The 25,119-nt window shown below is 61.8% G+C and carries 22 protein-coding genes; 11 read left to right on the top strand and 11 right to left on the bottom strand.

The window, feature by feature from the left end:
- Positions 1–34: 34 nt before the first annotated feature.
- The 10 genes from AB4O09_RS03640 (at position 35) to AB4O09_RS03595 (ending at position 10,981) form a co-directional block, all read left to right on the top strand.
- Positions 35–496, top strand: coding sequence for an Lrp/AsnC family transcriptional regulator (locus AB4O09_RS03640; protein WP_003206209.1), 462 nt, complete (start codon positions 35–37; stop codon positions 494–496).
- A 189-nt stretch (positions 497–685) separates the two neighbouring features.
- Entirely contained in the window at positions 686–2,368 is a 1,683-nt protein-coding gene (locus AB4O09_RS03635) for a flavin monoamine oxidase family protein (protein WP_003206211.1), read from the top strand.
- A gap of 12 nt (positions 2,369–2,380) precedes the next feature.
- Complete coding sequence (locus tag AB4O09_RS03630) at positions 2,381–3,175, top strand: carbon-nitrogen hydrolase family protein (RefSeq protein WP_003206212.1); 795 nt, start codon at positions 2,381–2,383, stop codon at positions 3,173–3,175.
- Positions 3,176–3,237: 62 nt separating this feature from the next.
- Entirely contained in the window at positions 3,238–5,679 is a 2,442-nt protein-coding gene (gene pqqF, locus AB4O09_RS03625; protein WP_039013083.1) for a pyrroloquinoline quinone biosynthesis protein PqqF, read from the top strand.
- A 170-nt stretch (positions 5,680–5,849) separates the two neighbouring features.
- Positions 5,850–5,924, top strand: coding sequence for a pyrroloquinoline quinone precursor peptide PqqA (gene pqqA, locus AB4O09_RS03620; protein ID WP_003177660.1), 75 nt, complete (start codon positions 5,850–5,852; stop codon positions 5,922–5,924).
- An 80-nt stretch (positions 5,925–6,004) separates the two neighbouring features.
- Complete coding sequence (pqqB, locus tag AB4O09_RS03615; RefSeq protein WP_003206215.1) at positions 6,005–6,916, top strand: pyrroloquinoline quinone biosynthesis protein PqqB; 912 nt, start codon at positions 6,005–6,007, stop codon at positions 6,914–6,916.
- Between the two features lie 104 nt (positions 6,917–7,020).
- Entirely contained in the window at positions 7,021–7,773 is a 753-nt protein-coding gene (gene pqqC, locus AB4O09_RS03610) for a pyrroloquinoline-quinone synthase PqqC (protein WP_003206216.1), read from the top strand.
- The gene (pqqD, locus tag AB4O09_RS03605) at positions 7,770–8,045 is read left to right on the top strand and encodes a pyrroloquinoline quinone biosynthesis peptide chaperone PqqD (RefSeq protein ID WP_003206218.1); all 276 of its coding nucleotides are present in this window, start codon (positions 7,770–7,772) and stop codon (positions 8,043–8,045) included. Before pqqC ends, pqqD begins: the two co-directional genes overlap by 4 nt.
- Positions 8,017–9,186, top strand: coding sequence for a pyrroloquinoline quinone biosynthesis protein PqqE (gene pqqE, locus AB4O09_RS03600; protein ID WP_003206220.1), 1,170 nt, complete (start codon positions 8,017–8,019; stop codon positions 9,184–9,186). Before pqqD ends, pqqE begins: the two co-directional genes overlap by 29 nt.
- Positions 9,152–10,981, top strand: coding sequence for an alpha/beta hydrolase family protein (locus AB4O09_RS03595; RefSeq protein ID WP_460107933.1), 1,830 nt, complete (start codon positions 9,152–9,154; stop codon positions 10,979–10,981). The genes pqqE and AB4O09_RS03595 overlap by 35 nt, the downstream gene beginning before the upstream one ends.
- Before the next feature lie 122 nt (positions 10,982–11,103).
- On the opposite strand, the gene AB4O09_RS03590 is transcribed toward AB4O09_RS03595, so the two are convergent.
- The 11 genes from AB4O09_RS03590 to bioB form a co-directional block, all read right to left on the bottom strand.
- The gene (locus AB4O09_RS03590) at positions 11,104–11,262 is read right to left on the bottom strand and encodes a YqaE/Pmp3 family membrane protein (protein WP_003177654.1); all 159 of its coding nucleotides are present in this window, start codon (positions 11,260–11,262) and stop codon (positions 11,104–11,106) included.
- A 344-nt stretch (positions 11,263–11,606) separates the two neighbouring features.
- Positions 11,607–13,385 (bottom strand): acyl-CoA dehydrogenase C-terminal domain-containing protein, encoded by a 1,779-nt coding sequence (locus AB4O09_RS03585; protein ID WP_003206225.1) that lies wholly within the window; start codon positions 13,383–13,385, stop codon positions 11,607–11,609.
- A gap of 220 nt (positions 13,386–13,605) precedes the next feature.
- The gene (locus AB4O09_RS03580) at positions 13,606–15,402 is read right to left on the bottom strand and encodes an acyl-CoA dehydrogenase C-terminal domain-containing protein (protein ID WP_003206226.1); all 1,797 of its coding nucleotides are present in this window, start codon (positions 15,400–15,402) and stop codon (positions 13,606–13,608) included.
- Positions 15,403–15,493: 91 nt separating this feature from the next.
- Complete coding sequence (locus AB4O09_RS03575) at positions 15,494–16,783, bottom strand: GGDEF domain-containing protein (RefSeq protein WP_003206228.1); 1,290 nt, start codon at positions 16,781–16,783, stop codon at positions 15,494–15,496.
- Between the two features lie 346 nt (positions 16,784–17,129).
- Positions 17,130–18,935, bottom strand: a complete 1,806-nt coding sequence (locus AB4O09_RS03570) for a phenylacyl-CoA dehydrogenase (RefSeq protein ID WP_003206230.1) — start codon at positions 18,933–18,935, stop codon at positions 17,130–17,132.
- Between the two features lie 277 nt (positions 18,936–19,212).
- Entirely contained in the window at positions 19,213–19,509 is a 297-nt protein-coding gene (locus tag AB4O09_RS03565; RefSeq protein ID WP_003206231.1) for a hypothetical protein, read from the bottom strand.
- A gap of 121 nt (positions 19,510–19,630) precedes the next feature.
- Complete coding sequence (gene bioD, locus AB4O09_RS03560) at positions 19,631–20,311, bottom strand: dethiobiotin synthase (RefSeq protein ID WP_003206233.1); 681 nt, start codon at positions 20,309–20,311, stop codon at positions 19,631–19,633.
- Entirely contained in the window at positions 20,308–21,120 is an 813-nt protein-coding gene (bioC, locus tag AB4O09_RS03555; protein ID WP_003206235.1) for a malonyl-ACP O-methyltransferase BioC, read from the bottom strand. Before bioC ends, bioD begins: the two co-directional genes overlap by 4 nt.
- Positions 21,113–21,844, bottom strand: coding sequence for an alpha/beta fold hydrolase (locus AB4O09_RS03550; protein ID WP_003206236.1), 732 nt, complete (start codon positions 21,842–21,844; stop codon positions 21,113–21,115). The genes bioC and AB4O09_RS03550 overlap by 8 nt, the downstream gene beginning before the upstream one ends.
- Positions 21,837–23,015: an 8-amino-7-oxononanoate synthase gene (gene bioF, locus AB4O09_RS03545; RefSeq protein WP_003206238.1), complete on the bottom strand. Its 1,179-nt coding sequence runs from the start codon at positions 23,013–23,015 to the stop codon at positions 21,837–21,839. The genes AB4O09_RS03550 and bioF overlap by 8 nt, the downstream gene beginning before the upstream one ends.
- 162 nt (positions 23,016–23,177) lie before the next feature.
- Positions 23,178–24,233 carry a biotin synthase BioB gene (gene bioB / locus AB4O09_RS03540; RefSeq protein WP_003206240.1) on the bottom strand — a complete coding sequence of 352 codons (1,056 nt, stop codon included), beginning with the start codon at positions 24,231–24,233 and terminating at the stop codon, positions 23,178–23,180.
- A gap of 90 nt (positions 24,234–24,323) precedes the next feature.
- Between bioB and AB4O09_RS03535 the strand changes: the two genes are divergently transcribed.
- Positions 24,324–25,064: a ComF family protein gene (locus AB4O09_RS03535; protein ID WP_003206243.1), complete on the top strand. Its 741-nt coding sequence runs from the start codon at positions 24,324–24,326 to the stop codon at positions 25,062–25,064.
- The last annotated feature ends 55 nt before the right edge of the window (positions 25,065–25,119 follow it).

The following is a 25,119-nucleotide window of genomic DNA, read 5'->3' as shown; positions in this document are numbered from 1 at the left end:
TGCTCGCCATCGAATGCCTGCGCCGGAGCCCACTTTGACTGACACCCGCCCTCCCGTCCTCGACGAAATCGACCGGCAGCTGATCGCGGCGCTGCAAATCAACGCCCGGGAAAGCGTCGCCATGCTCGCCCGGCAACTGGGTATCGCCCGCACGACCGTGACCTCGCGGCTGGCACGCCTGGAAAAGACCAAGGTGATTACCGGGTATGGCGTGCGCCTGGGGCAACGAGTGATTGACGGCGGCTTGCAGGCTTACGTCGGCATCAAGGTCCAGCCGCGTTCCGGCAAGGACGTGTTGCGGCGCTTGAGCGCCATGGCCCAGGTACAGCAGCTGTGCGCGGTCAGCGGTGAGTTCGACTATGTCGCCTGGTTGCGCACGGACTCGCCGGAACAGCTGGACCAGTTGCTGGACCAGATCGGCAGCGTGGAAGGCGTGGAGAAGACCACCACCTCGATCATCCTCAGCAGCAAGATCGATCGAGGCCAGCCAGTCTAAGCCCTGCGTCACTTAACCTGTGGGACCGGTTTCGTCATTATGATTTACGAATAGGTCAAAATGACTGACTCATGCTCAAAACGACGACATATTGTGTCTTATTAACGTGTTCCACCCTCCCTAGAATGGCTGGCATCTTTCCTATACTCAGACGCGAACACCGCGTCGAGTCGCCCATCAAGGTCAGCCATGAACAAGAACAATCGCCACCCAGCAGACGGTAAGAAGCCCATCACCATTTTCGGGCCGGACTTTCCTTTCGCCTTTGACGACTGGATCGAGCATCCGGCTGGCCTGGGCAGCATTCCCGCCCACAACCACGGTACCGAAGTGGCGATCGTCGGGGCCGGGATCGCCGGTCTGGTGGCGGCGTACGAGCTGATGAAGCTGGGTCTCAAGCCCGTGGTCTACGAGGCGTCGAAGATGGGTGGGCGCCTGCGCTCACAAGCATTCAATGGCGCCGAGGGGGTGATCGCCGAGCTGGGCGGCATGCGTTTTCCGGTGTCCTCCACCGCGTTCTACCATTACGTCGACAAGCTGGGTCTGGAGACCAAACCGTTCCCCAACCCGCTGACCCCGGCGTCCGGCAGCACTGTCATCGACCTGGAAGGCCAGACCTACTACGCGCAGAAACTGGCGGACCTTCCCGCACTGTTCCAGGAAGTTGCCGACGCCTGGGCCGATGCGCTGGAGGATGGCTCGCGCTTCGGCGACATCCAGCAGGCGATCCGCGACCGCGACGTGCCACGCCTCAAGGAGCTGTGGAACACCTTGGTGCCACTGTGGGACGACCGCACCTTCTACGACTTCGTCGCCACCTCCAAGGCCTTTGCCAAGCTCTCTTTCCAGCACCGCGAAGTGTTCGGCCAGGTCGGTTTCGGCACCGGCGGCTGGGATTCGGACTTCCCCAATTCGATGCTGGAAATCTTCCGTGTCGTGATGACCAACTGCGACGACCACCAGCATTTGGTGGTCGGCGGCGTCGAGCAGGTGCCCCACGGCATCTGGAACCACGTGCCGGAACGCTGCGTGCACTGGCCGCAAGGGACCAGCCTGAATTCGTTGCACCTGGGCGCCCCACGCAGCGGCGTGAAGCGCATCGCCCGTGCGGCTGATGGCCGATTCAGCGTGACCGACGTCTGGGACAACACCCGCGAGTACGCCGCGGTGCTGGTCACCTGCCAGAGCTGGCTGCTGACCACCCAGATCGAATGTGAAGAAGCGCTGTTCTCGCAAAAAATGTGGATGGCCCTGGACCGCACCCGCTACATGCAATCGTCGAAGACCTTCGTGATGGTCGACCGGCCATTCTGGAAGGACAAGGACCCGGAGACCGGCCGCGACCTGATGAGCATGACCCTGACCGACCGTCTTACCCGTGGCACCTATCTGTTCGACAACGGGGACGACAAGCCAGGGGTGATTTGCCTCTCGTATTCCTGGATGAGCGACGCGCTGAAAATGCTGCCGCACCCGGTGGAAAAACGCGTGAAGCTGGCCCTCGATGCCCTGAAGAAAATCTATCCCAAGGTGGACATCGCCGCCCGGATCATCGGCGATCCGATCACCGTGTCCTGGGAAGCCGACCCGCATTTCCTCGGCGCATTCAAGGGCGCCCTGCCCGGCCACTATCGTTACAACCAGCGCATGTATGCGCATTTCATGCAGGACGACATGCCGGCCGAACAACGCGGGATCTTTATCGCTGGTGATGACGTCTCATGGACACCGGCCTGGGTCGAAGGCGCGGTACAGACCTCACTCAATGCCGTGTGGGGGATCATGAAACACTTCGGCGGTGAAACTCACGCCGAGAACCCGGGTCCAGGTGATGTGTTCCACGAGATCGGTCCGATCGCCCTGCCCGAATAAAAGGAGTTTTCGATGCGTGTAGCCCTCTACCAATGCCCACCGCTGCCACTGGATCCGGCCGGCAACCTGCAACGCCTGCACCAGGTGGCGCTGGAAGCCAGGGGCGCCGATGTGCTGGTGCTGCCGGAGATGTTCATGACCGGCTACAACATCGGCGTCGACGCGGTGAATGTATTGGCCGAGGTCTACAACGGCGAATGGGCGCAACAGATCGCCCGCATTGCCAAGGCCGCCGGCCTGGCGATTGTCTACGGCTACCCTGAACGCGGCGAAGACGGGCAGATCTACAACGCCGTGCAGCTGATCGACGCCCAGGGCGAGCGCCTGGCCAACTACCGCAAGAGCCACCTGTTCGGTGACCTCGATCACGCCATGTTCAGCGCCGGCGACGCCGCATTGCCCATCGTGGAGCTCAACGGCTGGAAGCTCGGCCTCCTGATCTGCTACGACCTGGAATTTCCGGAAAATGCCCGCCGCTTGGCCCTGGCCGGTACCGAGCTGATCCTGGTGCCGACCGCCAACATGCAACCCTACGAGTTCATCGCCGACGTCACCGTGCGAGCCCGGGCCATCGAGAACCAGTGTTTCGTGGCGTACGCCAACTACTGCGGCCACGAAGGTGAATTGCAGTACTGCGGCCAAAGCAGTATCGCCGCACCGAATGGCAGCCGCCCGGCCCTTGCGGGGCTGGATGAGGCCTTGATCGTCGGAGAACTGGATAGACAACTGATGGAAGACTCCCGCGCGGCCTACAACTACCTGCACGATCGCCGCCCAGAGCTTTACGACGATCTGCACAAACACTGATTGAGGATTGAGAACGCGGCCTAATCCGCTAGCATGAGCGCATCTTTGTTCTGGAAGCGCTCATGCCGGCCCCCGACTCCCTCCGCCCCCACACTGAAACCCTGGCCAACGGCTTGCAGGTGACATTGCGTCACGTCCCAGGCCTCAAGCGCAGCGCTGCAGTACTGCGAGTCGCGGCTGGCAGCCATGACGCGCCCCTGGCCTGGCCGGGATTGGCGCACTTGCTCGAACATCTGTTCTTTCTCGGCACCGAGCGTTTTCCCGCTGGGGAGAACCTGATGGCCTACGTGCAGCGGCACGGCGGCCAGGTCAACGCGCGTACCAGCGAACGCACCACGGATTTTTTCTTCGAATTGCCACCCGCAACCTTCGCCGACGGACTGGAACGACTGGGGGACATGCTCGCTCACCCACGCCTGGATGAGGCCGATCAGTTGCGCGAACGGGAAGTGCTGCACGCCGAGTTCATCGCCTGGTCCCAGGATGCTGCAGCCCAGCGACAGCTTGCCTTGCATGACGGCCTGTCGGCGCCCCATCCGCTGCGGGGTTTTCACGCCGGCAATCGCGATAGCCTGGCGGTGACGCGAGCCGAATTCCAAAGCGCATTGCACGACTTCTATCGCCGCTTTTACCAGAGCGGCCAGATGATCCTGAGCCTGGCCGGCCCGCAAAGCATCGACGCCTTGAAAACGCTGGCTGATCAGTTCGACAACCACATACCTGCCGGCGAAGCGCTTGCCAGGCCGGCACCGCCAAAACTGATGGCATCGTCCCAGACGAGTTATCAACAGGCCCGCGAGGGTTGCCTTGATCTGCTGTTCGCCTTCGAAGACTTGCCTGCCGCCTCGCCTCAAGCCCTGGATTTTCTGTGTACGTGGCTGAACTCCAGCAAACCGGGCGGCTTGCTCGCCACGTTGCGTCAGCGCGGCCTGGCTGACAGCCTCAAGGCCACCGCGCTGTATGAGTTTGCCGGGCAGGCGCTGCTGCACATCGGATTCAAGCACGCCAACGCCCAGACAGCGGCGCAGATCCAGCCGTTGCTGCACGACTGGCTGGGGTTCTTTGCCGCCCAGGACGACTGGGCGCCGTTGCGCCAGGAGTTCACCGCACTGTTGCTGCGCCGGAAGGAGACAGGATCGGCCTTGCAGTTGGCCCGCTGGGATTGTGAAGGACGTGACAGGCCGCTGTTGGCAAACGATCTCCTGAGGCTCAGGGAAATCCTCACGCAACTGCACCCTGCCGATAACGTAGCGGGGCAATGGCAACTGCCCGCGCCCAATCCGTTCCTGCAAACATCAAGCGAAGCGCCCCGCGCCGGGCTGATACGCGGCCAGACCAGCGCCCATCGCGGCTTGCGAACCTTCGCCCAGGATCGCTCCCGGGGTCGCCGGGAACGCTCGCCCATGCAGTTCAGCCAGGCGCTGCCAGACAACGGTCGTGAAGGCGCGGTGTACCTGCGTTGGCAACTGACAACCCAGGCACCGCTCGACTTTCAATCCAGGCTCGACCGACACCTGCAGGATGTGCGAGAGGATGCTCGCCAGGCCGGCGTGGACGTCAGCTTCGAGCCCTCCGGTCATCAATGGCTACTGAAACTGGTTGGCTTACAGGCGCCGATACCGTTGGTGCTCGAACACGTTCTGACGAAGCTTGCGCAACCGCTGCCAATGGCCCTGGCCAGCCACGAAACCCCGCCGATGCCGATTCGGCATCTGTTGAAGGAGCTGCCAGATCACTGCCGTCACAACCGGCAAGCCTCGGCGTTACCAGTGCCCGACAGCGACCAAAGTGTGTGGATCACGGCACGATGGGACGGGTTGTCCATCGGCCTGTCGGCGGCCACCCAAGGGACGTTGGGCCCAGCGTTGGCCCGGGTGCCGGGCACCGCCAGCGATGAAGCCGACCTGGCGCCGGCGCCTCGCGGGCAACGCCTCTGGCATGAGCTCCAGACTCACGGCGAAGAACCTGCCGTGCTGTTGTTTTGCCCGACAGCCACCCCGACGCTGGCCGACGAAGCCACCTGGCGGCTGCTAGCACAGCTGTGTCAGACGCCGTTCTACCAGCGCCTGCGCGTGGAGTTGCAGTTGGGTTATGCGGTGTTCAGTGGGTTGAAGCAGATCGACGGGCAAACCGGGGTGTTGTTCGGCGTCCAATCACCCAGCCTGTCTGCGACGCAACTGAGCGTCCACATCGAACAGTTCCTGCTCGGGTTACCAGCATTGCTCCAGCAGCTCGATGATGTCTCCCTGACCGGCCAGCAGCAGGCGCTTGCCGCCCAACTCCAGAGCACCGCCCTGCCCTGCGCCCAGGCCGCCGAACTGCTCTGGCAGGGCAAGCTGGCCGGCCGCCCGTCGGATTATCTTGAGCAACTGTCCGCTGCCATCGTGTGCCTGGATCGCACCCAGCTACAAATGGCCGCCCAACGCCTGATCGAGGCTGAAGGGGGATGGTATTGCCTGAGCAACGGAGCCTGCCCGGGAGAGCGCTGGCAAGCGGCGCAATGATCATTGCAGGGGCCGTAATGAGCTTTCTTCGAGAATCGCGGCGAACGAAGATGTCAGATTTAGTAACATAGGCGCCTAAGCATCTGAACATCTCCGAACGGAGGTGGACTATATGTATAGGTCTCAACCGTTCTATCTAACGAAAGCATCCCAACCAAAGGAGTATTCCCATGTCTTGGTCCAAACCCGCATATATCGACCTGCGTATCGGTTTCGAAGTCACCATGTACTTCGCCAGCCGTTGAATGCTGCAGGCGGTTAAGCACGCAGCACTACGCCTCGGCCAGCCGAGGCGTTTTTATTTCGGTTTGCAGATGGAGCAGCCATGTTCGTCCAGATTCTAGGTTCTGCCGCCGGTGGCGGTTTCCCCCAGTGGAACTGCAACTGCGCCAATTGCGCAGGTTTTCGCGACGGCAGCCTGCGGGCCCAGGCACGCACCCAATCGTCCATCGCCCTGTCCGATGACGGTGTGAACTGGGTGCTGTGCAACGCCTCCCCGGACATTCGCGCCCAGCTCCAGGCGTTCGCCCCGATGCAACCGGGCCGGGCCCTGCGCGACACGGGCATTGGCGCGATCATCCTGATGGACAGCCAGATCGACCACACCACCGGCCTGCTCAGCCTGCGTGAAGGTTGCCCACATCAAGTCTGGTGCACCGACATGGTCCATGAAGACCTGAGCACGGGCTTTCCGCTGTTCAACATGCTGACCCACTGGAACGGCGGGTTGAGCTGGAATCGCATCGAACTCGACCAGAGCTTCACCATCGCCGCCTGCCCGAACCTGCGCTTCACCCCGCTGCCCCTGCGCAGCGCCGCACCGCCCTATTCACCGCATCGCTTCGACCCGCATCCGGGCGACAACATTGGGTTGATCGTCGAAGACCTGCGCACAGGTGGCAAGCTGTTCTATGCCCCGGGCCTGGGCAAGGTCGACGAGTCGTTGTTGGAGATCATGGCCGGCAGCGATTGCCTGCTGGTGGACGGTACGATGTGGGACGACGATGAAATGCAGCGCCGTGGCGTCGGCACCCGCACTGGCAGGGAAATGGGCCACCTGGCCCAGAATGGCCCCGGCGGTATGCTGGAAGTACTGGAACAAGTACCTGGGCCGCGCAAGGTCCTTATCCATATCAACAACACCAACCCGATCCTGGACGAAGACTCGCCCGAGCGGGCTGAACTTGTACGTCGAAAGATTGAAGTGTCTTACGACGGAATGAGTATTGAGTTGTAAGAAGGGCGGAACGATTGTGGGAGCGAGCTTGCTCCGGGCGGCGATCCGACGATGGGGCCAGCCCTGACGCCACAGAACCCACGGGCATTTCCCGGAGAACCAAAATGACTGACATCCCCCTGTCCCCCGCCGAGTTCGAAGCAGCCCTGCGTGCCAAGGGCGCGTATTACCACATCCATCACCCGTATCACGTGGCGATGTATGAAGGCCGCGCGACTCGCGAGCAGATCCAGGGCTGGGTCGCGAACCGTTTTTACTACCAGGTGAATATCCCGCTCAAGGATGCCGCGATCCTGGCCAACTGCCCGGACCGGGAAATCCGCCGCGAGTGGATCCAGCGCCTGCTCGACCACGACGGCGCTCCCGGCGAAGACGGCGGCATCGAAGCCTGGTTGCGGCTGGGCCAGGCGGTGGGCCTGGACCCCGATCAACTGCGCTCCCAGGAGCTGGTGCTGCCCGGGGTGCGTTTTGCGGTGGATGCCTACGTCAACTTCGCCCGCCGGGCCTGCTGGCAAGAAGCCGCCAGCAGCTCGTTGACCGAACTGTTCGCCCCGCAGATCCACCAGTCGCGCCTGGACAGTTGGCCCCAGCATTACCCATGGATAGACCCGACCGGCTATGAATACTTCCGCACCCGCCTGGGCCAGGCCCGGCGTGATGTGGAACATGGCCTGGCGATCACCTTGCAGCACTACACCACTCGCGCAGGTCAGGAGCGCATGTTGGAGATTCTCCAGTTCAAACTGGACATCCTCTGGAGCATGCTCGACGCCATGAGCATGGCCTACGAATTGAACCGCCCGCCCTACCACAGCGTTACCGGGCAACGGGTGTGGCACAAAGGGATCACCTTATGAGTTTCGATCGCAGCAAAACCCCGCGCTGGCGCCCCGGCTATCGCTTCCAGTACGAACCGGCCCAGAAAGGCCACGTGCTGCTCTATCCTGAAGGCATGATCAAGCTGAACGACAGCGCTTCGCTGATCGGTGGCCTGATCGACGGTGAACGGGATGTCGCGGCCATCATCGGCGCGTTGGCGAAGCAGTTTCCCGACGTGCCGGAACTCGGTGACGACATCGAGCAATTCATGGAGGTCGCCCTTGCACAGCATTGGATCGAACTTGCCTGACACCACCGGTCTGCCGCCCAAGCCTGAAGTCGGCCTGCCGCTGTGGTTGCTGGCGGAGCTGACCTATCGCTGCCCACTGCAATGCCCCTATTGCTCCAACCCGCTGGACTTCGCCGAGCAAGGCCAGGAGCTGAGCACCGAGCAGTGGTTCAAGGTCTTTCGCGAAGCCCGCGAGATGGGCGCCGCGCAGCTGGGTTTTTCCGGCGGCGAGCCGTTGGTGCGCCAAGACCTGGCCGAGTTGATCGGCGAGGCACGCCGGCTGGGTTTCTATACCAACCTGATCACCTCCGGCATCGGCTTGACCGAGCAGAAAATCAGCGACTTCAAGAAGGCCGGCCTGGACCATATCCAGATCAGTTTCCAAGCCAGCGACGAGCAGGTGAACAACCTCCTGGCAGGCTCGAAGAAAGCCTTCGCGCAAAAACTGGAAATGGCCCGGGCGGTAAAGGCCCACGGTTATCCGATGGTGCTGAACTTCGTGACCCATCGGCACAACATCGACAAGATCGATCGCATCATCGAGCTGTGCATCGCCCTGGAAGCCGACTTCGTCGAGCTCGCCACATGCCAGTTCTACGGCTGGGCGCAGCTCAACCGCGTTGGCCTGCTGCCCACCCGGGAACAACTGGTACGCGCCGAGCGTGTCACCAACGAATACCGCGCCAAGCTGGAAGCGCAAGGCAACCCGTGCAAGCTGATCTTCGTCACGCCGGACTACTACGAAGAACGCCCCAAGGGCTGCATGAATGGCTGGGGCAGCATTTTCCTCACCGTCACGCCGGACGGCACGGCATTGCCCTGTCACGGTGCCCGCCAGCTGCCGGTGCAATTTCCCAACGTGCGCGACCACAGCATGCAGCACATCTGGTACGACTCGTTCGGCTTCAACCGCTTCCGCGGTTATGACTGGATGCGCGAACCGTGCCGCTCCTGCGATGAAAAAGAAAAGGACTTCGGCGGCTGCCGCTGCCAGGCGTTCATGCTCACAGGCGACGCCAGCAACGCCGACCCGGTGTGCAGCAAGTCCGAACATCACGGTGTGATTCTCAAGGCGCGGGAAGACGCCGAGCACGCTACGCAAACCATTGAACAATTGGCCTTTCGCAATGAACGAAACTCGCGCCTCATCGCCAAAGGCTGAGCCTTTCAGCGCCGCCCAGGCCGTCGCCGCCGGCACCGACTTCGCCGAACTGCAGCTCGGGCCGTTGGGCCTGTTCTGGAATGAATACCGCCCCGCAGACGGCGCCTGCCGGATCTGGCATTGGCAAGACGCCATGCCCCGCTGCCTGACACCGGACGGGTTCAGCGCGCGCAGCCGGGTCTATGAATACGGCGGTGGATCATTCTGCCTGAGCCACGACGGTGTGCTGTTCGTCAATGAGGCCGACCAGCAGCTGTACCACCAATCCCTGAACGACGAACACCCCGTGGCGCTGACCTCGGGTGACTGCCGTTATGGAGATCTAGGCTTCGCCGACGGCCAGGTATTGGTGGTGGAAGAACAGGCCAACCAGCATCGGCTGGTGTCGATCGGCTTGGCGGATCATCAGCGGCATCTGCTGGCCGAAGGTGCAGATTTCTATGCTTCGCCGACCCTGAGCCCGGACGGTCAACGGCTCGCTTGGATCGAGTGGAGCCGTCCGCATCAACCCTGGACCGCAACGCGCTTGATGCTGGCTGAGCGCAACGCTACGGGGTGGGGTGCGCCGCGCTGTGTCGCGGGCAACGGTGAAGAGGAGTCCATCCAGCAACCACGCTTCGATGCGGCCAGTCGTCTTTATTGCCTGACTGATCGCGGCGGTTATTGGCAGCCTTGGGGGGAATCGGCCCCGGGCCTGGAACCGCTGCCTGCCGCCCAAGCCGATCACGCCCCAGCGCCGTGGCAACTGGCTGGCTGCACCTGGCTGCCGCTGGGCGAACACACGTACCTGGCCAGTTGGACCGAAGCAGGTTTCGGGCGCCTGGGTCTATGCCACGGTGACGATGTCGATGAAGACTTCACCGGCCCCTACACCCGCTTTCGCAGCCTGGCGCTGGATGAACGGTTCATCTACGCCGTTGCAGCCTCGCCGACCCGGCCATCGGCGGTCATTGCCATTGAGCGGCATAGCCACGAAGTGGCCGTGCTGGCCGGCGGCGTCACGCCCTTGCCTATCGAGCAGATCAGCCGTCCTCGAACCCTGCGCTATCCATCCGCGTCAGGCGAGGCCCACGGGTTCTTCTACCCGGCCATGAACGCACCCGCAAAGCCACCATTGGTGGTGTTCATTCACGGCGGCCCCACCTCGGCCTGTTATCCCCTGTTCGACCCGCGTATCCAGTATTGGACCCAGCGTGGCTTTGCCGTCGCCGATCTCAACTACCGCGGCAGCAGCGGCTATGGCCGGGCCTATCGGCAGGCGTTGCATTTGAATTGGGGCGTGGTGGATGTCGAGGACGCCTGCGCGGTGGTCGCGTATCTGGACGAACAAGGCCTGGTCGATGGCCGACGTGCGTTCATTCGAGGCGGCAGTGCCGGTGGCTACACGACGCTCTGCGCCCTGGCATTCCATGATGTATTCCGCGCCGGCGCCAGCCTCTATGGCGTGAGCGATCCTGTCGCCCTGGCCCGTGCTACGCACAAGTTCGAAGGTGATTACCTGGACTGGCTGATTGGCGATCCGCAACAAGACGTCGAGCGTTACCGCGCCCGTACCCCGCTGCTGCACGCCGGGAACATTCGCGTGCCGGTGATCTTTTTCCAGGGTGAACTGGACGCCGTGGTCGTGCCGCAGCAAACCCGCGACATGGTCAACGCCTTACAGGCCAACGGCGTGGCGGTCGAGGCGCACTACTATCCCGATGAACGCCACGGTTTTCGCAAGGCCGCGAACCAGGCCCATGCGCTGGAGCATGAGTGGTTGTTCTATCGCAAGGTGATGGATAGCGACCTGTAGGACGCAAAAAACTGTGGGAGCGAGCTTGCTCTCGATAGCGGTGTGTCAGTCGATGAAAATGTTGACTGGGCCATGGCTATCGCTAGCAAGCTCGCTCCCACAGGAGTTCCTAACCGATGAATTCAGCGCTTGGCGATGATGTACACCGCATGCACGATGCCAGGGATATAACCCAACAACGTCAGCAGGATATTCAGCCAGAAAGCCCCGCCGAAGCCGACCTGCAGGAACACCCCCAGTGGCGGCAGCAGGATGGCGATAATGATGCGAATGAAATCCATGGATGACTCCCTGATCGACGATGGCCAAATTGCCATATAGCTCATTGACCTCAGGCCGCTCGCCAGGGTTCAGTGAAACGCAACCAGAAGCAGCCCCGATGGTGGGGCCTGCCAGGAACAAAAAACGCAGGCAAAAGAAAACCCCGCCGAAGCGGGGCTTTGCAGACTGTTTCCCTGACATCCATTTCACTCTGCCGTCCTGGCAGAATCCTACGTGTCCATGTTGTTACTTTGCGCGTCCTGCGCTACATCCATGGAAGCTAGATTATCCCTGGATCCAATCCGCCGATAGAGGGAAAACGCCAGCACGATGTGTAAGATAATGCTTACACATCGTCATGATTTCAGAACTGGCCGGCTTCCAGCAGGAACAGCGACTCGCTGCCCGCCTTGACCGAAGCGCTCAAGGAATGAATACGCGGCAGCAGGCGGGCGAAATAGAACCGCGCCGTACCCAGTTTGCTCGCGTAGAAATCATCCTGGCTTTCTTTGCCCAAGGCCGCCCTGGCCATCAGAGCCCACATGTACGCATACGCGGTGTAGCCAAACGCCTGGAGGTACTCCACCGACGCCGCGCCGATTTCGTTCGGGTTGCTTTTCGCCCGGTCCAACAGCCAGTCGGTCAACTCGTCCAGCGTGTCGACAGCGCTGTTCAACGGCTTGATGAACTCCGCCAGATCGCTGTTCGCGGTGGCAGTGAAGTGACGGATTTCATCGGCAAACAACTTGTAGAACGCACCGCCGCTGCCGACGATCTTGCGCCCCACCAAGTCCAGCGCCTGGATACCGTTGGTACCTTCGTAGATCTGGGTGATACGCACATCGCGCACCAGTTGCTCCTGGCCCCATTCACGAATGTACCCGTGGCCGCCGAACACCTGTTGACCATGGACTGTGGTTTCCAGGCCCAGGTCGGTCAGGAAGGCCTTCGCCACCGGTGTCAGCAACGCCACCAGGTCTTCGGCGCGCTTGCGCGTGACTGGGTCTTCGCTGAACTTGGCGGTGTCCAATTGCATCGCCACGTAGGTGGAAAATGCCCGGCCACCCTCGTTCGAGGCCTTCATGGTCAGCAGCATCCGGCGCACGTCGGGGTGGACGATGATCGGGTCAGCGACCTTGTCCTTGTTCTGCGCACCGGTTGGCGAACGGCTTTGCAGCCGGTCACGGGCATATTCGATGGCATTCTGGTAGGAACGCTCACCGGAGGCCAGGCCTTGGATACCGACGCCCAGACGTTCGTAGTTCATCATGGTGAACATGGCCGCCAGGCCCTTGTTCGGCTCGCCTACCAGATAACCTACGGCTTCGTCGAAGTTCATCACGCAGGTGGCGGATGCCTGGATGCCCATCTTGTGTTCGATAGAGCCGCAGTTGGCCGCGTTGCGCGCGCCCAGGCTGCCGTCGGCATTGACCATGAACTTGGGCACCAGGAACAACGAGATGCCCTTGGGGCCTGCCGGCGCGTCCGGCAGTTTCGCCAGCACCAGGTGAATGATGTTCTCGGTGAGATCGTGTTCACCGCCAGTGATGAAAATTTTCGTACCGCTGACCTTATAGGAACCGTCGGCCTGGGGTTCGGCCTTGGTGCGGATGATCCCCAGGTCCGTACCGGCATGAGGCTCGGTCAGGCACATGGAACCGGCCCAGACGCCGGCGTACATGTTCGGCAGGTACGCCGCTTTCAGTTCTTCGCTGGCATGGGCATTGATCGACAGGCAGGCGCCAGCGGTCAGCATCGGGTACAAGCCGAAGGACAAGCTGGCGGAGTTGACCATTTCCTCGACCTGGGCCGAAACGGCCTTGGGCATGCCCATGCCGCCGTACACCGGGTCACCGCCGACACCGACCCAACCGCCTTCAGCGTAAGTCTTGTAGGCCTGTGGGAAACCTGCCGGCGTGGTGACGGCGCCGGCGGCCCAGTGGCAACCTTCTTCGTCAGCGGCGCGGCTGAGGGGCGCGATGCTTTTGCTAGTGACTTTGCCGGCTTCTTCAAGGATCGCTTCGACCGTTTCGGCATCCACGGTGTCGGCCAGCGCCGGCAATTGGGCCCAGAGTTTCGCGACCTCGAACACTTCATTGAGGACGAAGCGCATATCGCGCAGGGGCGCTTTGTAGTCAGCCATGGCAAACCTCGCAGGATCTAAACAGTTGGTTCGTAAAAGACGGTTTTCGCAATGACCTGAGTGTACCTCAACAACTTTTGCGACACATAGGGTCAACCCATGACCGTTTTGTTATTTTTAGTCACCAGAAAAGATCGCAGGCTTCGCCAGCTCCTACAGGGAATACGCATTTCCATGTAGGAGCTGGCGAAGCCTGCGATCTGTTGGCATTTCCTCTAAATCAAAGCGCAAACAACTCCGCCGGCAGCTTCATCAGGCAATCACTCCCGGCCTCGACGGCAGCCCGATGGGCGGTCGTGCGCGGCAGCAGGCGCTTGAAGTAAAACTCACACGTCGCCAATTTACCCCGGCAGAAATCCCCATCACCCTGGCCGCTGTCGACTTGCGCCTGGGCAACCAAGGCCATCCGCAACCACAGGTAGGCCAGGATGATGTAGCCGCTGTACATCAGGTAATCCACGGAGGCGGCCCCCACTTCATCGGGATTCTTCATGGCAGCCATGCCGACCCGGGTGGTCAGTTCGCCCCATTGCTGGTTGAGCCCATTGAGTTGCTCGACGTAATCCTTGAGCTGCGGATGCCCGGCATTCGCGGCGCAGAATTTATGGACGATCCGGGTAAAACCACGCAATAGCTTGCCCTGACTGCCCAGAACCTTGCGCCCCAGCAGATCCAGGGCTTGGATGCCATTGGTGCCCTCGTAGATCGGCGCAATGCGGCAATCTCGCACCAACTGCTCCATGCCCCACTCACGAATGAAGCCGTGACCGCCAAACACTTGCATGCCGTGGTTGGTCACCTCCAGCCCGGTGTCGGTCATGAAGGCCTTGCAGATCGGGGTGAGGAACGCCAGCAGGTCCTCGGCCTCCTGGCGGGCGGTTTCGTCCGCACTCAGGTGCGCGGTATCGAGCAATTGCGCGGTGAAATACGTCAGCGCCCGGTTGCCTTCGTTGAAGGCTTTCATGGTCAGTAACATCCTGCGCACATCGGGATGGACGATGATCGGGTCGGCGACCTTTTCCGGCGCCTTGGGGCCGGTCAGCGAGCGCATCTGCAAACGGTCGTTGGCGTACTTGATGGCGCCCTGGAAGCTCGCCTCGCCCAGGCACAGGCCCTGCATGCCGGTGCCGAGACGGGCGTGGTTCATCATGGTGAACATGCAATTGAGGCCCTTGTTCGGCTCGCCGATCAGGACCCCCTTGGCCCCATCGAAGTTCAGCACGCAAGTGGCCGAGGCCTTGATACCCATCTTGTGCTCGATCGAGCCACAGGACACGCCATTGCGCGGCCCTGCCTCACCCGTGGCGTCGGGCAGGAACTTGGGCACGATAAACAGCGAGATGCCCTTGGTCCCGGCGGGAGCGTCCGGCAACTTGGCCAGCACCAGGTGGATGATGTTATCGCTCATATCGTGTTCGCCGGCGGAAATGAAAATCTTGCTGCCGGAGATCGCATAGCTGCCGTCGGCCTGGGGCACGGCGCGGGTCTTGATGATGCCCAGGTCGGTGCCGCAGTGGGCTTCGGTCAGGCACATGGTACCGGTCCACTGGCCGGCGGTGAGTTTGCTCAGGTAGGTCTGTTTCTGTTCCGACGTGCCGTGGGCATGGATCGCCGACATGGCGCCGTGAGTCAGGCCTGGGTACATTCCCCAGGAGGTGTTGCTGGAGCCGATCATCTCGCTGATGACCAGGCCCAGGGAGCTGGGCAAGCCCTGGCCACCATACGCCGGGTCCGCCGCCAGCCCATGCCAGCCGCCCTCCACGTACTGTGCGAAAGCCTGCTTGAAGCCTGTCGGCGTGGTGACTACGCCGTTGTCGAAATGGCAACCCTCTTCGTCACCGGAGCGATTGAGCGGCGCCAGAACGTTCTCGCAGAACCTGGCGCCTTCCTCGAGGATCGCGCTGACCATGTCCGGGCTGGCATCGCTGGCGCCCAGCTCGGCATAGCGACCATGGAAATCGAAGACGTGATCGATCAGAAAGCGCATGTCGCGCAGGGGGGCTTTGTACTCGGGCATGGTGGTTTTCTCCGGTAGCAGATCGTTGCAACCTACTGCCGGCCACCGAGGCCCACAATCACAGTCCAGACGCTGAATGCGCCGTCATCACTCAACCCGCGGCAGTCTCCATGCGCACCGCACCGCGGCGGTTCTGCCCGAAGGCAATCACACAGTTACGCCCCGCGCCCTTGGCGTTATAGAGCGCCTGGTCGGCGGACTTGAGCACTTCTTCAGGCGTGCGCTGCTCAAGGCGTTCCGCGACGCCGATGCTGACCGTCACCGAGACGCTGGACGCACCGGCGCCAGAACGGCGCTGACGGCCTTGTTGATCGTCCTGGGGGCGACTGTCGGGGTTGCGCAGCTGGATGGCGTACGTCTCGATGGACTGGCGGATGACCTCCAGATGGGGCATGCACTCGTCGATGGTCTTGCCGGCGAACACCAGGGCAAACTCCTCACCGCCGTAGCGATACGCCCTACCGCCACCGCCGATCTTCGACAATTTGCTGGCCACCAGGCGCAGCACCTGATCGCCCACGTCGTGGCCGTGAGTGTCGTTGAATTTCTTGAAATGGTCCACATCGCTCATCGCCAGCACATAGTTGCGCCCCAGGCGCTGCATGCGTTCGTTCAGTGCGCGACGGCCCGGCAGGCCCGTGAGTTCGTCACGGAAGGCCATTTGATAGGCCTCATGGGCGACCGCCGCGGCGATCATCAACATCACCTGGCTGCACATGATGTTCAGGGTGAACGGCAGGATGAAGGTTTTCGGCAACATCCAGAACAACCCCAGCACCCCCACCAATTGCGCAGCATGCAGTGGCCGGGGGTTACGCCAGTATTGCCAGGCCAGCAGCAGGAACGCGGCGGCGAACATCGGGTAAGACAATTGGATCAAGCTCATCCAGGCGCCGTGCAAGGCCGGCCAGCGGATCTCCGAGAGCCACAACAGCAAGGCCTGGGGGAAACTCTGCTCCAGGGCCAGCGCCACGCTGCCAAAGACCAGCAACACCGCGAACCGGGCCACCATGTCCTGGAACAAGTGGGTACGCTCCTGCCACGCGGCGAACAGCCCGAACAACAGCGGCAGCAACAGGCAAACGAGATGGAACACCACCGCCGCGTCTTCACGCACCTTGCCGTTATCGCGGTAGAAGTCAGTCTGGGTGTCCAAGAGGAAGTAGGCGATGTACACCGTGACCATCAGAAACAGCTCACGTTGACGTCGGTAGACCGCGCAATACGCCCCGCCCAACAATAACACCAGGGTCGGGAGAACGTTGAACAGCGAGGTGAAGAAAACATTGAGATCCTTGACGTAGGCAGCCGCAAGCCCCGCCAGCAACAGCAGCAATGACGGTAGGAAATGGCTCAAACGTACAGCGGAAGAACGCGGCAAGGGTAAAGCTCCAACCCGGCTGATCAAAGATGGCATTGTGCCTGCAACTGGAGCAGTAAGGCACGCGAGATGTGACAGATGTCACACTGCCATCGCTGTAACGGCAGAGGGGGCGGTTTTCTTAGGGTCGAGTTGGATGAATATTGTTTCAGAATCACAATTGATCCCTGTGTGAGCGAGCTTGCTCGCGATAGCGGTGTGTCAGCCATGACGGTGCGGACTGAACAAACGCCATCGCGAGCAAGCTCGCTCCCACAAGGGCCTGCGGTGGATACAGATTTGCGGCGGACATGAAAAAGCCGCTGCTCCCGAAGGAGCAGCGGCTTTTGGAAGAACCGCGTGAGGCTTAGTAGCCCAGCGCGAAGTCCTCTTCCTTCATGTCCATCAGGTTGTTGGCGCCCGACAGCATGGTTGCCACGTGGGTACGAGTACGCGGCAGGATGCGCTGGAAGTAGAAGCGCGCGGTCTGCAGCTTGGCGGTGTAGAAAGCTTCTTCAGTGGTGCCGGCTGCGAGTTTTTCCGCCGCCAGGCGCGCCATGTCGGCCCAGAAATAGGCCAGGCAGGCATAACCGGAGTACATCAGGTAGTCCACCGACGCCGCACCGACTTCTTCGCGATCCTTCATCGCCGCCATACCGACCTTCATGGTCAGCTCGCCCCATTCCTTGTTCAGCGCAGCCAGGGGTTCTACGAACTCCTTGACCGCTTCATTGCCTTCGTTGCCCTGGCAGAACTTGTGGACAATCTTGGTGAAGCCCTTGAGTGCCTCGCCCTGGGTCATCAGCACTTTACGGCCCAGCAGGTCGAGGGCCTGGATGCCGGTGGTGCCTTCGTACAGCATCGAGATACGGCTGTCGCGAACGTTCTGCTCCATGCCCCACTCGGCGATGAAGCCGTGGCCGCCATAGATCTGCACGCCGTGGTTGGCCGATTCGAAGCCAACTTCGGTCATGAACGCCTTGGCGATCGGCGTCATGAACGCCAGCAGTGCATCGGCCTTTTTCTTCTCTTCTTCATCCACGCCGTACTTGACGATGTCGACCTGCTTGGCGGTGAAGTAGACCATTGCCCGGTTACCTTCGGCGAAGGCCTTCATGGTCAGCAGCATGCGGCGCACGTCAGGGTGGACGATGATCGGGTCAGCGGCCTTGTCTGGCGCTTTCGGGCCAGTCAGGGAACGCATTTGCAAGCGATCGCGGGCATATTTCAGGCCGCCCTGGAAGCCGATCTCGGCGTGGGCCAGGCCTTGCAGCGCGGTGCCCAGGCGTGCGGTGTTCATGAAGGTGAACATGCAGTTCAGGCCTTTGTTCGCCGGGCCGATCAGGTAACCGGTGGCCGCGTCGAAGTTCATCACGCAGGTGGCGTTGCCGTGGATGCCCATCTTGTGTTCCAGGGAACCGCAGCTCACCGCGTTACGCTGGCCGATGGAGCCGTCGGCGTTAGGCAGGAACTTGGGAACGATGAACAGCGAAATGCCCTTGGTGCCAGCCGGTGCGTCCGGCAGGCGCGCCAGCACGATGTGGACGATGTTATCGGCCATGTCGTGTTCACCGGCCGAAATGAAGATCTTCGTACCGGAAACCTTGTAGGAACCGTCGGCCTGAGGCTCGGCCTTGGTGCGCAGCATGCCCAGGTCCGTGCCGCAGTGCGGTTCGGTCAGGCACATGGTGCCGGTCCATTCGCCGGAAACCAGCTTGGTCAGGTAAGCCTCTTGCTGTTCGGGCGTACCGTGCTCGGAAATCGTGTTCATCGCGCCATGGGACAGGCCCGGGTACATGCCCCACGACCAGTTGGCTTCACCGACCATCTCGCTGACCGCCAGGCCCAGGGATTCCGGCAGGCCTTGACCACCGTGCTCAACGTCGTGGGCCAGGCTTGGCCAGCCGCCTTCGACGAATTGCTTGTAGGCTTCCTTGAAACCAGTCGGGGTCTTCACGCCGGACTCGCTCCAGGTGCAGCCTTCGATGTCGCCCACGCGGTTCAGCGGAGCCAGCACCTGCTCACAAAACTTGGCGCCTTCTTCGAGAATGGCGTCAACCATGTCCGGAGTTGCGTCCTGGCAAGCCGGAAGGCTCTGATAATGCGCTTCGTAACCGAGCAGTTCGTCACGAACGAAGCGAATATCACGCAAGGGGGCCTTGTAGTCAGGCATAGCGATAAACCTCTGCTGATGTAACCGGGAATGAACGACCGCGTGGATTTGTTGTAGCGGTCAAACAGTTGTTTGAAACATACGTTTACGCCCAAATCTTGTCAAGCGCCGATCTTTTGCCGTTCGTCATCAGCCTGAGAAAAATCTCGGACACGGAAAATCCATCGCGCTGAAGAATCCGCGATGCGCATAGGAAAAGATTAGTTGAGCAATAAGACGTTAGAGACAAGAACGCCGCGAATAATCGCGGCGTTTTCGTAAATCTTGAAGAGAAGGATCAGGCAAAGGTATCGATCAACGTACCGAGCATTTCGTCGGATGCCTTGGCCACGTTCACGCCCAGTTGCACCTGGAACTTTCCTTGGGACATTTCGACCATGTTAGTGGCCTGATCCGACTGTTGGCTGCGATCCACCGAACGCAGGCGATCAACTTGGACGTCGGATGACTGGCTGGTGACCGAACGCTCGATCGTGGTGTTGGCAATCTGGCCGGCCGCCTGATCGACACGGTTCTGCCCTGTCTGAATCGTGCTCAGACCGGCATAGAACGCGGTACTTCCTGAGATTTCCATGGCAGAGCTCGTCTTCTTGAAGGGTCGACAATGGTCATTGAAACAGAACCCCAAGGAAAAGACCCGACAAAAACACTAATGGCACAGTGCCTTGTCATAGTGAAAACCTTCCCTTGGATGATTAATCCAGCAGATCCAGGTGCAGATGCGCCGCCACGATATCGGCAGTGATGCCTTTGACCCTCGGTACTCGCCCCAGGCACGGCGCCGGGAGGCGTTCGGCCAGGGTGGCGAGATTTTCTTCCAGGCGCGAGGTCTTGGGATCGATGATATTCGCCACCCAACCGGCCAGTTGCAGGCCGTCCCGGGCGATGGCCTCGGCGGTCAGCAACGCATGGCTGATGCACCCCAGGCGCACGCCCACCACCAGGATCACCGGCAGGCCCAGAGCCATTGCCAGGTCCGAAAGATTATCCTGATCGGCCAACGGCACACGCCAGCCGCCCGCGCCCTCTATCAAGGTGAAATCGGCCTCCAGGGCCAGCACCTCACGCATCGGCCCCAGCAAGGATTGCACCGTCAGCGCCACGCCGGCTTCCCGGGCGGCCAGGTGCGGCGCGATGGCCGGCTCGAATGCCAGCGGATTGACCTGGGCATACTCAAGCGGCACCGAACACTCGGCCAGCAGCGCCAGGGCATCGGCATTGCGCAGGCCCTTGGGCGTCACGTCGCAGCCAGAGGCCACGGGCTTGCCGGCGGCGGTGCTCATGCCAGCCTGTCGCGCAGCATGCAACAGGCCTGCCGCGACGGTGGTCTTGCCTACATCGGTGTCAGTGCCGGTAATGAAATAAGCCTGGCTCATAGCGGTTTCTCCAAAACGGCGTAGACCACCTGGTAAGTCGCCGGCAGTCCCTGCGCCTGACGAAACTGCTCATAGGCTTCAACCAGCGCCAGGATCCGCGCCCTGCCGGTCAAGCCGCCGGGGCGACCGGGGTTCAGATTGTGGGCGCCCAAGGCTTTCAATTCGTGAGTCAGGCTGCGCACGTCAGGGTAATGCAACACATGGGGACGGTTTTCAACACTGACGACATTCAGCCCGCTGGCCGTGCAGAGGTGTTGATACGTCTCGAACCCACGGAAACGGTTGACGTGCACCAAGCCATCCACCTGACGCCAACTGTCGCGCAATTCGTACAAAGTGCCCACACAGAGACTCGTGAAGGCAAACACTCCACCCGGTTTCAACACACGATGGGCCTCGCTCAGCACCGCGGCAAAATCCGCACACCATTGCACCGCCAGGCTGGAGAACACCAAGTCGCAGCTCGCCGCTTGCAAAGGCAACCGCTCAGCGTCGCCAGCGACAAAATGCGCAGCGCCACCTTGGGGACGAGCATGGTTGAGCATGCCTTCGGCGATGTCCAACGCCAGGCCGGTCGCCTCGCCGAAGCGCGCGCCCAGGGCCCGGGTGAAATAACCGGTGCCGCAACCCAGGTCCAGCCAACGTTGCGGGATAAACGAAGACGGCAAGTGCCCGAGCAACTGTTGGCCGACGTCGCGCTGCAGTTCGGCCACGCTGTCATAGCTGGTTGCCGCCCGGGAAAACGAAGCCGCCACCTGGCGCTTGTCGGGCAAGGCACCGGGCAATTTGGGAAGAGACAAATCAGTCATCGCCGGACTCATGCAAAAAAGCCTGGATCGCCCCCGCGACGCCGTGTGGGTCCTCCAGAAGGAATCCGTGGCCGGCCTGTTCGATCAGGCCGATTTCAACATCCGGCAGCAAGACCAGCAACTCAGTCGCAGCTTCGGCCGGCACCAGGGCATCGAGCCCGGCGAACAGATGCAATTGCGGGCCACGAAAGCTCTGCAATGCGGCGCGAGTGTCCAGTTGCGCCAACAGTTCGAGCCCGGCCATCAACACTTCGGGCGAAGTGCTTGGCGCCCCGGCCAATAACAACCGCGACAACCCGCGTGGATCGCTGCAGCCCTGGGCGCACAGCAAACTGAAGCGCTTGAGGGTCTGGCGTGGATCGGCCGCACAGCCGGCGAGAAAACCATCGAAGGTTTCGCCGTCCATCGCGCTCGGCCATTGCTCATGGGCGACAAAGGACGGATTGCTCGCCAGGGTCAGCAGGCCGCAGCAGCGCTCACCCCGACGCGCCGCCAGCGCCGAGGCCAGCATACCACCCAGGGACCAGCCGCCCAGCCAGGCGTCCTGAGGTACGGTGGCGTCCAATTCTTCGAGCCATTCATTGGGATCATTCGACGCCAATGCCGGCAACGGCTCGATTTCCACCCGCAGATGTTCGTCGAGTCCTTGCAACGCCGCCGCCAGCGGCTCCAGCGGTGAAACGCCCAAGCCCCAGCCGGGCAGCAATATCAGTCGATCACGCATGGCTTGGCTCCGGTCCCAACAGGGCAAAACACTCGGCCAGTGCATTCAACAATAGCTGCACCTGGGCCTCGCTGTGGGCGGCGGTCAGGGTCACGCGCAAACGGGCGCTGCCAGCCGGTACAGTGGGCGGGCGGATCGCCGTGACCATCAGCCCGCGCTCACGCAGCATCTGCGACAAGCGCATGGCCCGTCCCGCATCGCCAATCAGGATCGGCTGGATCGGCGTGAAACTGTCCATCAATTGCAGGCCGATCTGCTCGGCGCCCTGGCGGAACTGACGAATCAGCACCTGCAAGTGCTCGCGCCGCCAATGCTCGCTGCGCAGCAGCTCAAGGCTCTTGAGCGTGGCGCAGGCCAGGGCCGGCGGTTGGCTGGTGGTGTAGATGTAGGGGCGAGCGAACTGGATCAGGCTTTCGATCAGTTCTTCACTGCCGGCGACAAAAGCCCCGGCGGTGCCAAAGGCCTTGCCCAGGGTGCCCACCAGCACCGGCACGTCATCCTGGCTCAAGCCAAAATGCTCGACGATCCCGCCGCCATGGGCCCCCAGTGGACCGAAGCCGTGGGCATCGTCGACCATCAGCCAGGCGCCCTTGGCCTTGGCTTCACGAGCCAGGGCCGGCAGGTCGGCAATGTCGCCGTCCATGCTGAACACGCCGTCGGTGACCACCAGGGTATTGCCGGTGGCTTTCTCCAGACGGCTGGCCAGGCTTTGGGCATCGTTGTGCAGGTACCGGTTGAAACGCGCACCGGACAACAGCCCGGCGTCGAGCAGCGAAGCATGATTGAGGCGGTCTTCCAGCACCGTGTCGCCCTGCCCCACCAGCGCGGTGACCGCGCCGAGGTTGGCCATGTAGCCGGTGGTGAACAGCAACGCCCGCGGGCGGCCGGTCAGGTCGGCCAAGGCTTCTTCCAGGGCGTGATGCGGACTGCTGTGGCCGATCACCAAATGAGAGGCGCCACCACCGACACCCCAACGGAGCGCCCCGGCGCGCCAGGCTTCGATCACTTGCGGGTGATTGGCCAGGCCCAGGTAATCGTTGTTGCAGAACGCCAGCAACGGCTGGCCGTCCACCACCACTTCCGGGCCCTGCGGGCTTTCGAGCAGCGGGCGCTGGCGATAGAGGTTGTCGGCACGACGGGCAGCCAGGCGTGCGGCGAGATCGAAGGGCATGCAGGCCTCAACTGTTTAAAGACTGGCCAAAGCCCCTTGTGGGAGCGAGCTTGCTCGCGATGAGGCCATTACATTCAACATTTCTGTCGGCTGTTATACCGTCATCGCGAGCAAGCTCGCTCCCACAGGGTCTTGCATTCCAATCCGGGAATCGGTGAGTGGTCAAACAGCGGCGTTGTAGAACTGCTCGCTGCTCTTCTGCTCCACCAGCGCCTGTTCAATCGCCGCCTGGTGCACTTCGTCGGCATGTTCTTCGCGGGCTTCGGGCTGGATGCCCAGGCGTGAGAACAACTGCATGTCCTTGTCGGCTTGCGGGTTGGCGGTGGTCAACAGCTTGTCGCCGTAGAAAATCGAGTTGGCACCGGCCAGGAACGCCAGGGACTGCATCTGCTCGTTCATCGCTTCACGGCCGGCGGACAGGCGCACATGGGACTGGGGCATCATGATCCGCGCCACGGCGAGCATGCGGATGAAATCGAACGGATCGACGTCCTCGGCATTCTCCAGCGGCGTGCCGGCAACTTTGACCAACATGTTGATCGGCACCGATTCCGGGTGCTCCGGCAGGTTCGCCAGTTGGATCAGCAGATTGGCGCGGTCGTCCAGGGATTCGCCCATGCCGAGGATGCCGCCGGAGCAGATCTTCATCCCTGAATCACGCACATAGGCCAGGGTTTGCAGGCGCTCGCTGTAGGTGCGGGTGGTGATGATGCTGCCGTAGAACTCCGGCGAGGTATCGAGGTTGTGGTTGTAGTAGTCCAGGCCGGCCTGGGCCAGCGCTTCGGTCTGTTCCTGGTCGAGGCGACCCAGGGTCATGCAGGTTTCCAGGCCCATGGCCTTCACGCCTTTGACCATTTCCAGCACATACGGCATGTCCTTGGCCGACGGATGCTTCCAGGCCGCGCCCATGCAGAAACGGGTCGAACCGATGGCCTTGGCCCGTGCAGCCTCTTCGAGGACCTTCTGCACTTCGAGCAATTTCTCTTTATCCAGACCGGTGTTGTAGTGACCGGACTGCGGACAATATTTGCAATCTTCCGGGCACGCGCCGGTCTTGATCGACAGCAGAGTGGAAACCTGGACGCGGTTGGCGTCGAAGTGCGCGCGGTGCACGGTCTGCGCCTGGAACAGCAGGTCATTGAATGGCTGGACGAAGAGTGCTTTGACTTCGGCCAAAGACCAGTCATGACGCAGGTTGGCAGTGGTGCTGGCGCTCATGGGCATTTCCTTGATTATGCTTGGCTGGCGCCTGGGGCATGGAATACCCACAGGCGCGACACGGATGTTCGGCATATTTAAGGAAGAGTCATGCGCTGTCAACCACGATACAAAGGACCGGTTTACATCTGGTTAAAAAACAAACAATCCTGCCTACTGTGCGGCGAAAGCACCGATACGCCGCAACCTATCTGCACGCCCTGTGAAAGCGAGTTGCCCTGGCTCGGCGATCAATGCAGCGTCTGCGCCTTGCCGCTGCCCATGGCTGGACTGCGTTGCGGACAATGCGCCTCGCAACCGCCGGCCTTCGAACGGGTCCTGGCGCCCTGGGCCTACGACTTCCCGGTGGACAGCCTGATCACCCGTTTCAAGCACCAGGCGAAATGGCCCCTGGGCCGGCTGATGGGCGAATTGTTGGCGCAGTCGCTGCAACACCATTTCGACGAAGGGCTGGAGCGGCCCGACGCACTGGTACCGGTGCCACTGGCGACCCGCCGTTTGCGCCAGCGCGGTTTCAACCAGGCAGTGCTGCTGGCCCGCTGGCTCAGTGGGCCATTGGCGATCCCTTGTGAAGAACACCTGCTGCGACGCACCCAGGACACCCCCGCCCAACAAGCACTCGATGCCAGGGCCCGGCGGCGAAACCTGCGTCAGGCCTTTGCCCTGGCGCCGCAGGCTGCGTTGCTCAACCGTCACCTGGCGTTGGTCGACGACGTGCTCACCACGGGCGCCACCGCCCAGGCATTGGCCGCCCTGCTGCTCGATGCCGGCGCTGCGCGGGTCGATGTGTATTGCCTGGCGCGCACCCCGAAACCCGATGACTCGGCTTGACGCGCCGCGTCCAAGGCGCCAACGTCCGTCCATTAGCCATTGCCCGCAGTTTTCC

It is taken from the genome of Pseudomonas sp. H1_F01, from assembly GCF_054681425.1.
The sequence above is the reverse complement of the archived record's forward strand: the minus strand, read 5'-3'. Positions and strand labels throughout refer to the sequence as shown.

Coding starts and splice junctions, on each gene's coding strand:
- AB4O09_RS03595 (WP_460107933.1), top strand. CDS start 9,152: ATGAACGAAACTCGCGCCTCATCGCCAAAGGCTGAGCCTTTCAGCGCC.
- bioB (WP_003206240.1), bottom strand. CDS start 24,233: ATGAGCGCCAGCACCACTGCCAACCTGCGTCATGACTGGTCTTTGGCC.
- AB4O09_RS03585 (WP_003206225.1), bottom strand. CDS start 13,385: ATGGCTGACTACAAAGCGCCCCTGCGCGATATGCGCTTCGTCCTCAAT.
- bioC (WP_003206235.1), bottom strand. CDS start 21,120: ATGACTGATTTGTCTCTTCCCAAATTGCCCGGTGCCTTGCCCGACAAG.
- pqqF (WP_039013083.1), top strand. CDS start 3,238: ATGCCGGCCCCCGACTCCCTCCGCCCCCACACTGAAACCCTGGCCAAC.
- pqqC (WP_003206216.1), top strand. CDS start 7,021: ATGACTGACATCCCCCTGTCCCCCGCCGAGTTCGAAGCAGCCCTGCGT.
- AB4O09_RS03580 (WP_003206226.1), bottom strand. CDS start 15,402: ATGCCCGAGTACAAAGCCCCCCTGCGCGACATGCGCTTTCTGATCGAT.
- AB4O09_RS03590 (WP_003177654.1), bottom strand. CDS start 11,262: ATGGATTTCATTCGCATCATTATCGCCATCCTGCTGCCGCCACTGGGG.
- bioD (WP_003206233.1), bottom strand. CDS start 20,311: ATGAGCCAGGCTTATTTCATTACCGGCACTGACACCGATGTAGGCAAG.
- AB4O09_RS03565 (WP_003206231.1), bottom strand. CDS start 19,509: ATGGAAATCTCAGGAAGTACCGCGTTCTATGCCGGTCTGAGCACGATT.
- AB4O09_RS03550 (WP_003206236.1), bottom strand. CDS start 21,844: ATGCGTGATCGACTGATATTGCTGCCCGGCTGGGGCTTGGGCGTTTCA.
- AB4O09_RS03570 (WP_003206230.1), bottom strand. CDS start 18,935: ATGCCTGACTACAAGGCCCCCTTGCGTGATATTCGCTTCGTTCGTGAC.
- pqqB (WP_003206215.1), top strand. CDS start 6,005: ATGTTCGTCCAGATTCTAGGTTCTGCCGCCGGTGGCGGTTTCCCCCAG.
- pqqD (WP_003206218.1), top strand. CDS start 7,770: ATGAGTTTCGATCGCAGCAAAACCCCGCGCTGGCGCCCCGGCTATCGC.
- AB4O09_RS03535 (WP_003206243.1), top strand. CDS start 24,324: ATGCGCTGTCAACCACGATACAAAGGACCGGTTTACATCTGGTTAAAA.
- bioF (WP_003206238.1), bottom strand. CDS start 23,015: ATGCCCTTCGATCTCGCCGCACGCCTGGCTGCCCGTCGTGCCGACAAC.
- AB4O09_RS03630 (WP_003206212.1), top strand. CDS start 2,381: ATGCGTGTAGCCCTCTACCAATGCCCACCGCTGCCACTGGATCCGGCC.
- AB4O09_RS03635 (WP_003206211.1), top strand. CDS start 686: ATGAACAAGAACAATCGCCACCCAGCAGACGGTAAGAAGCCCATCACC.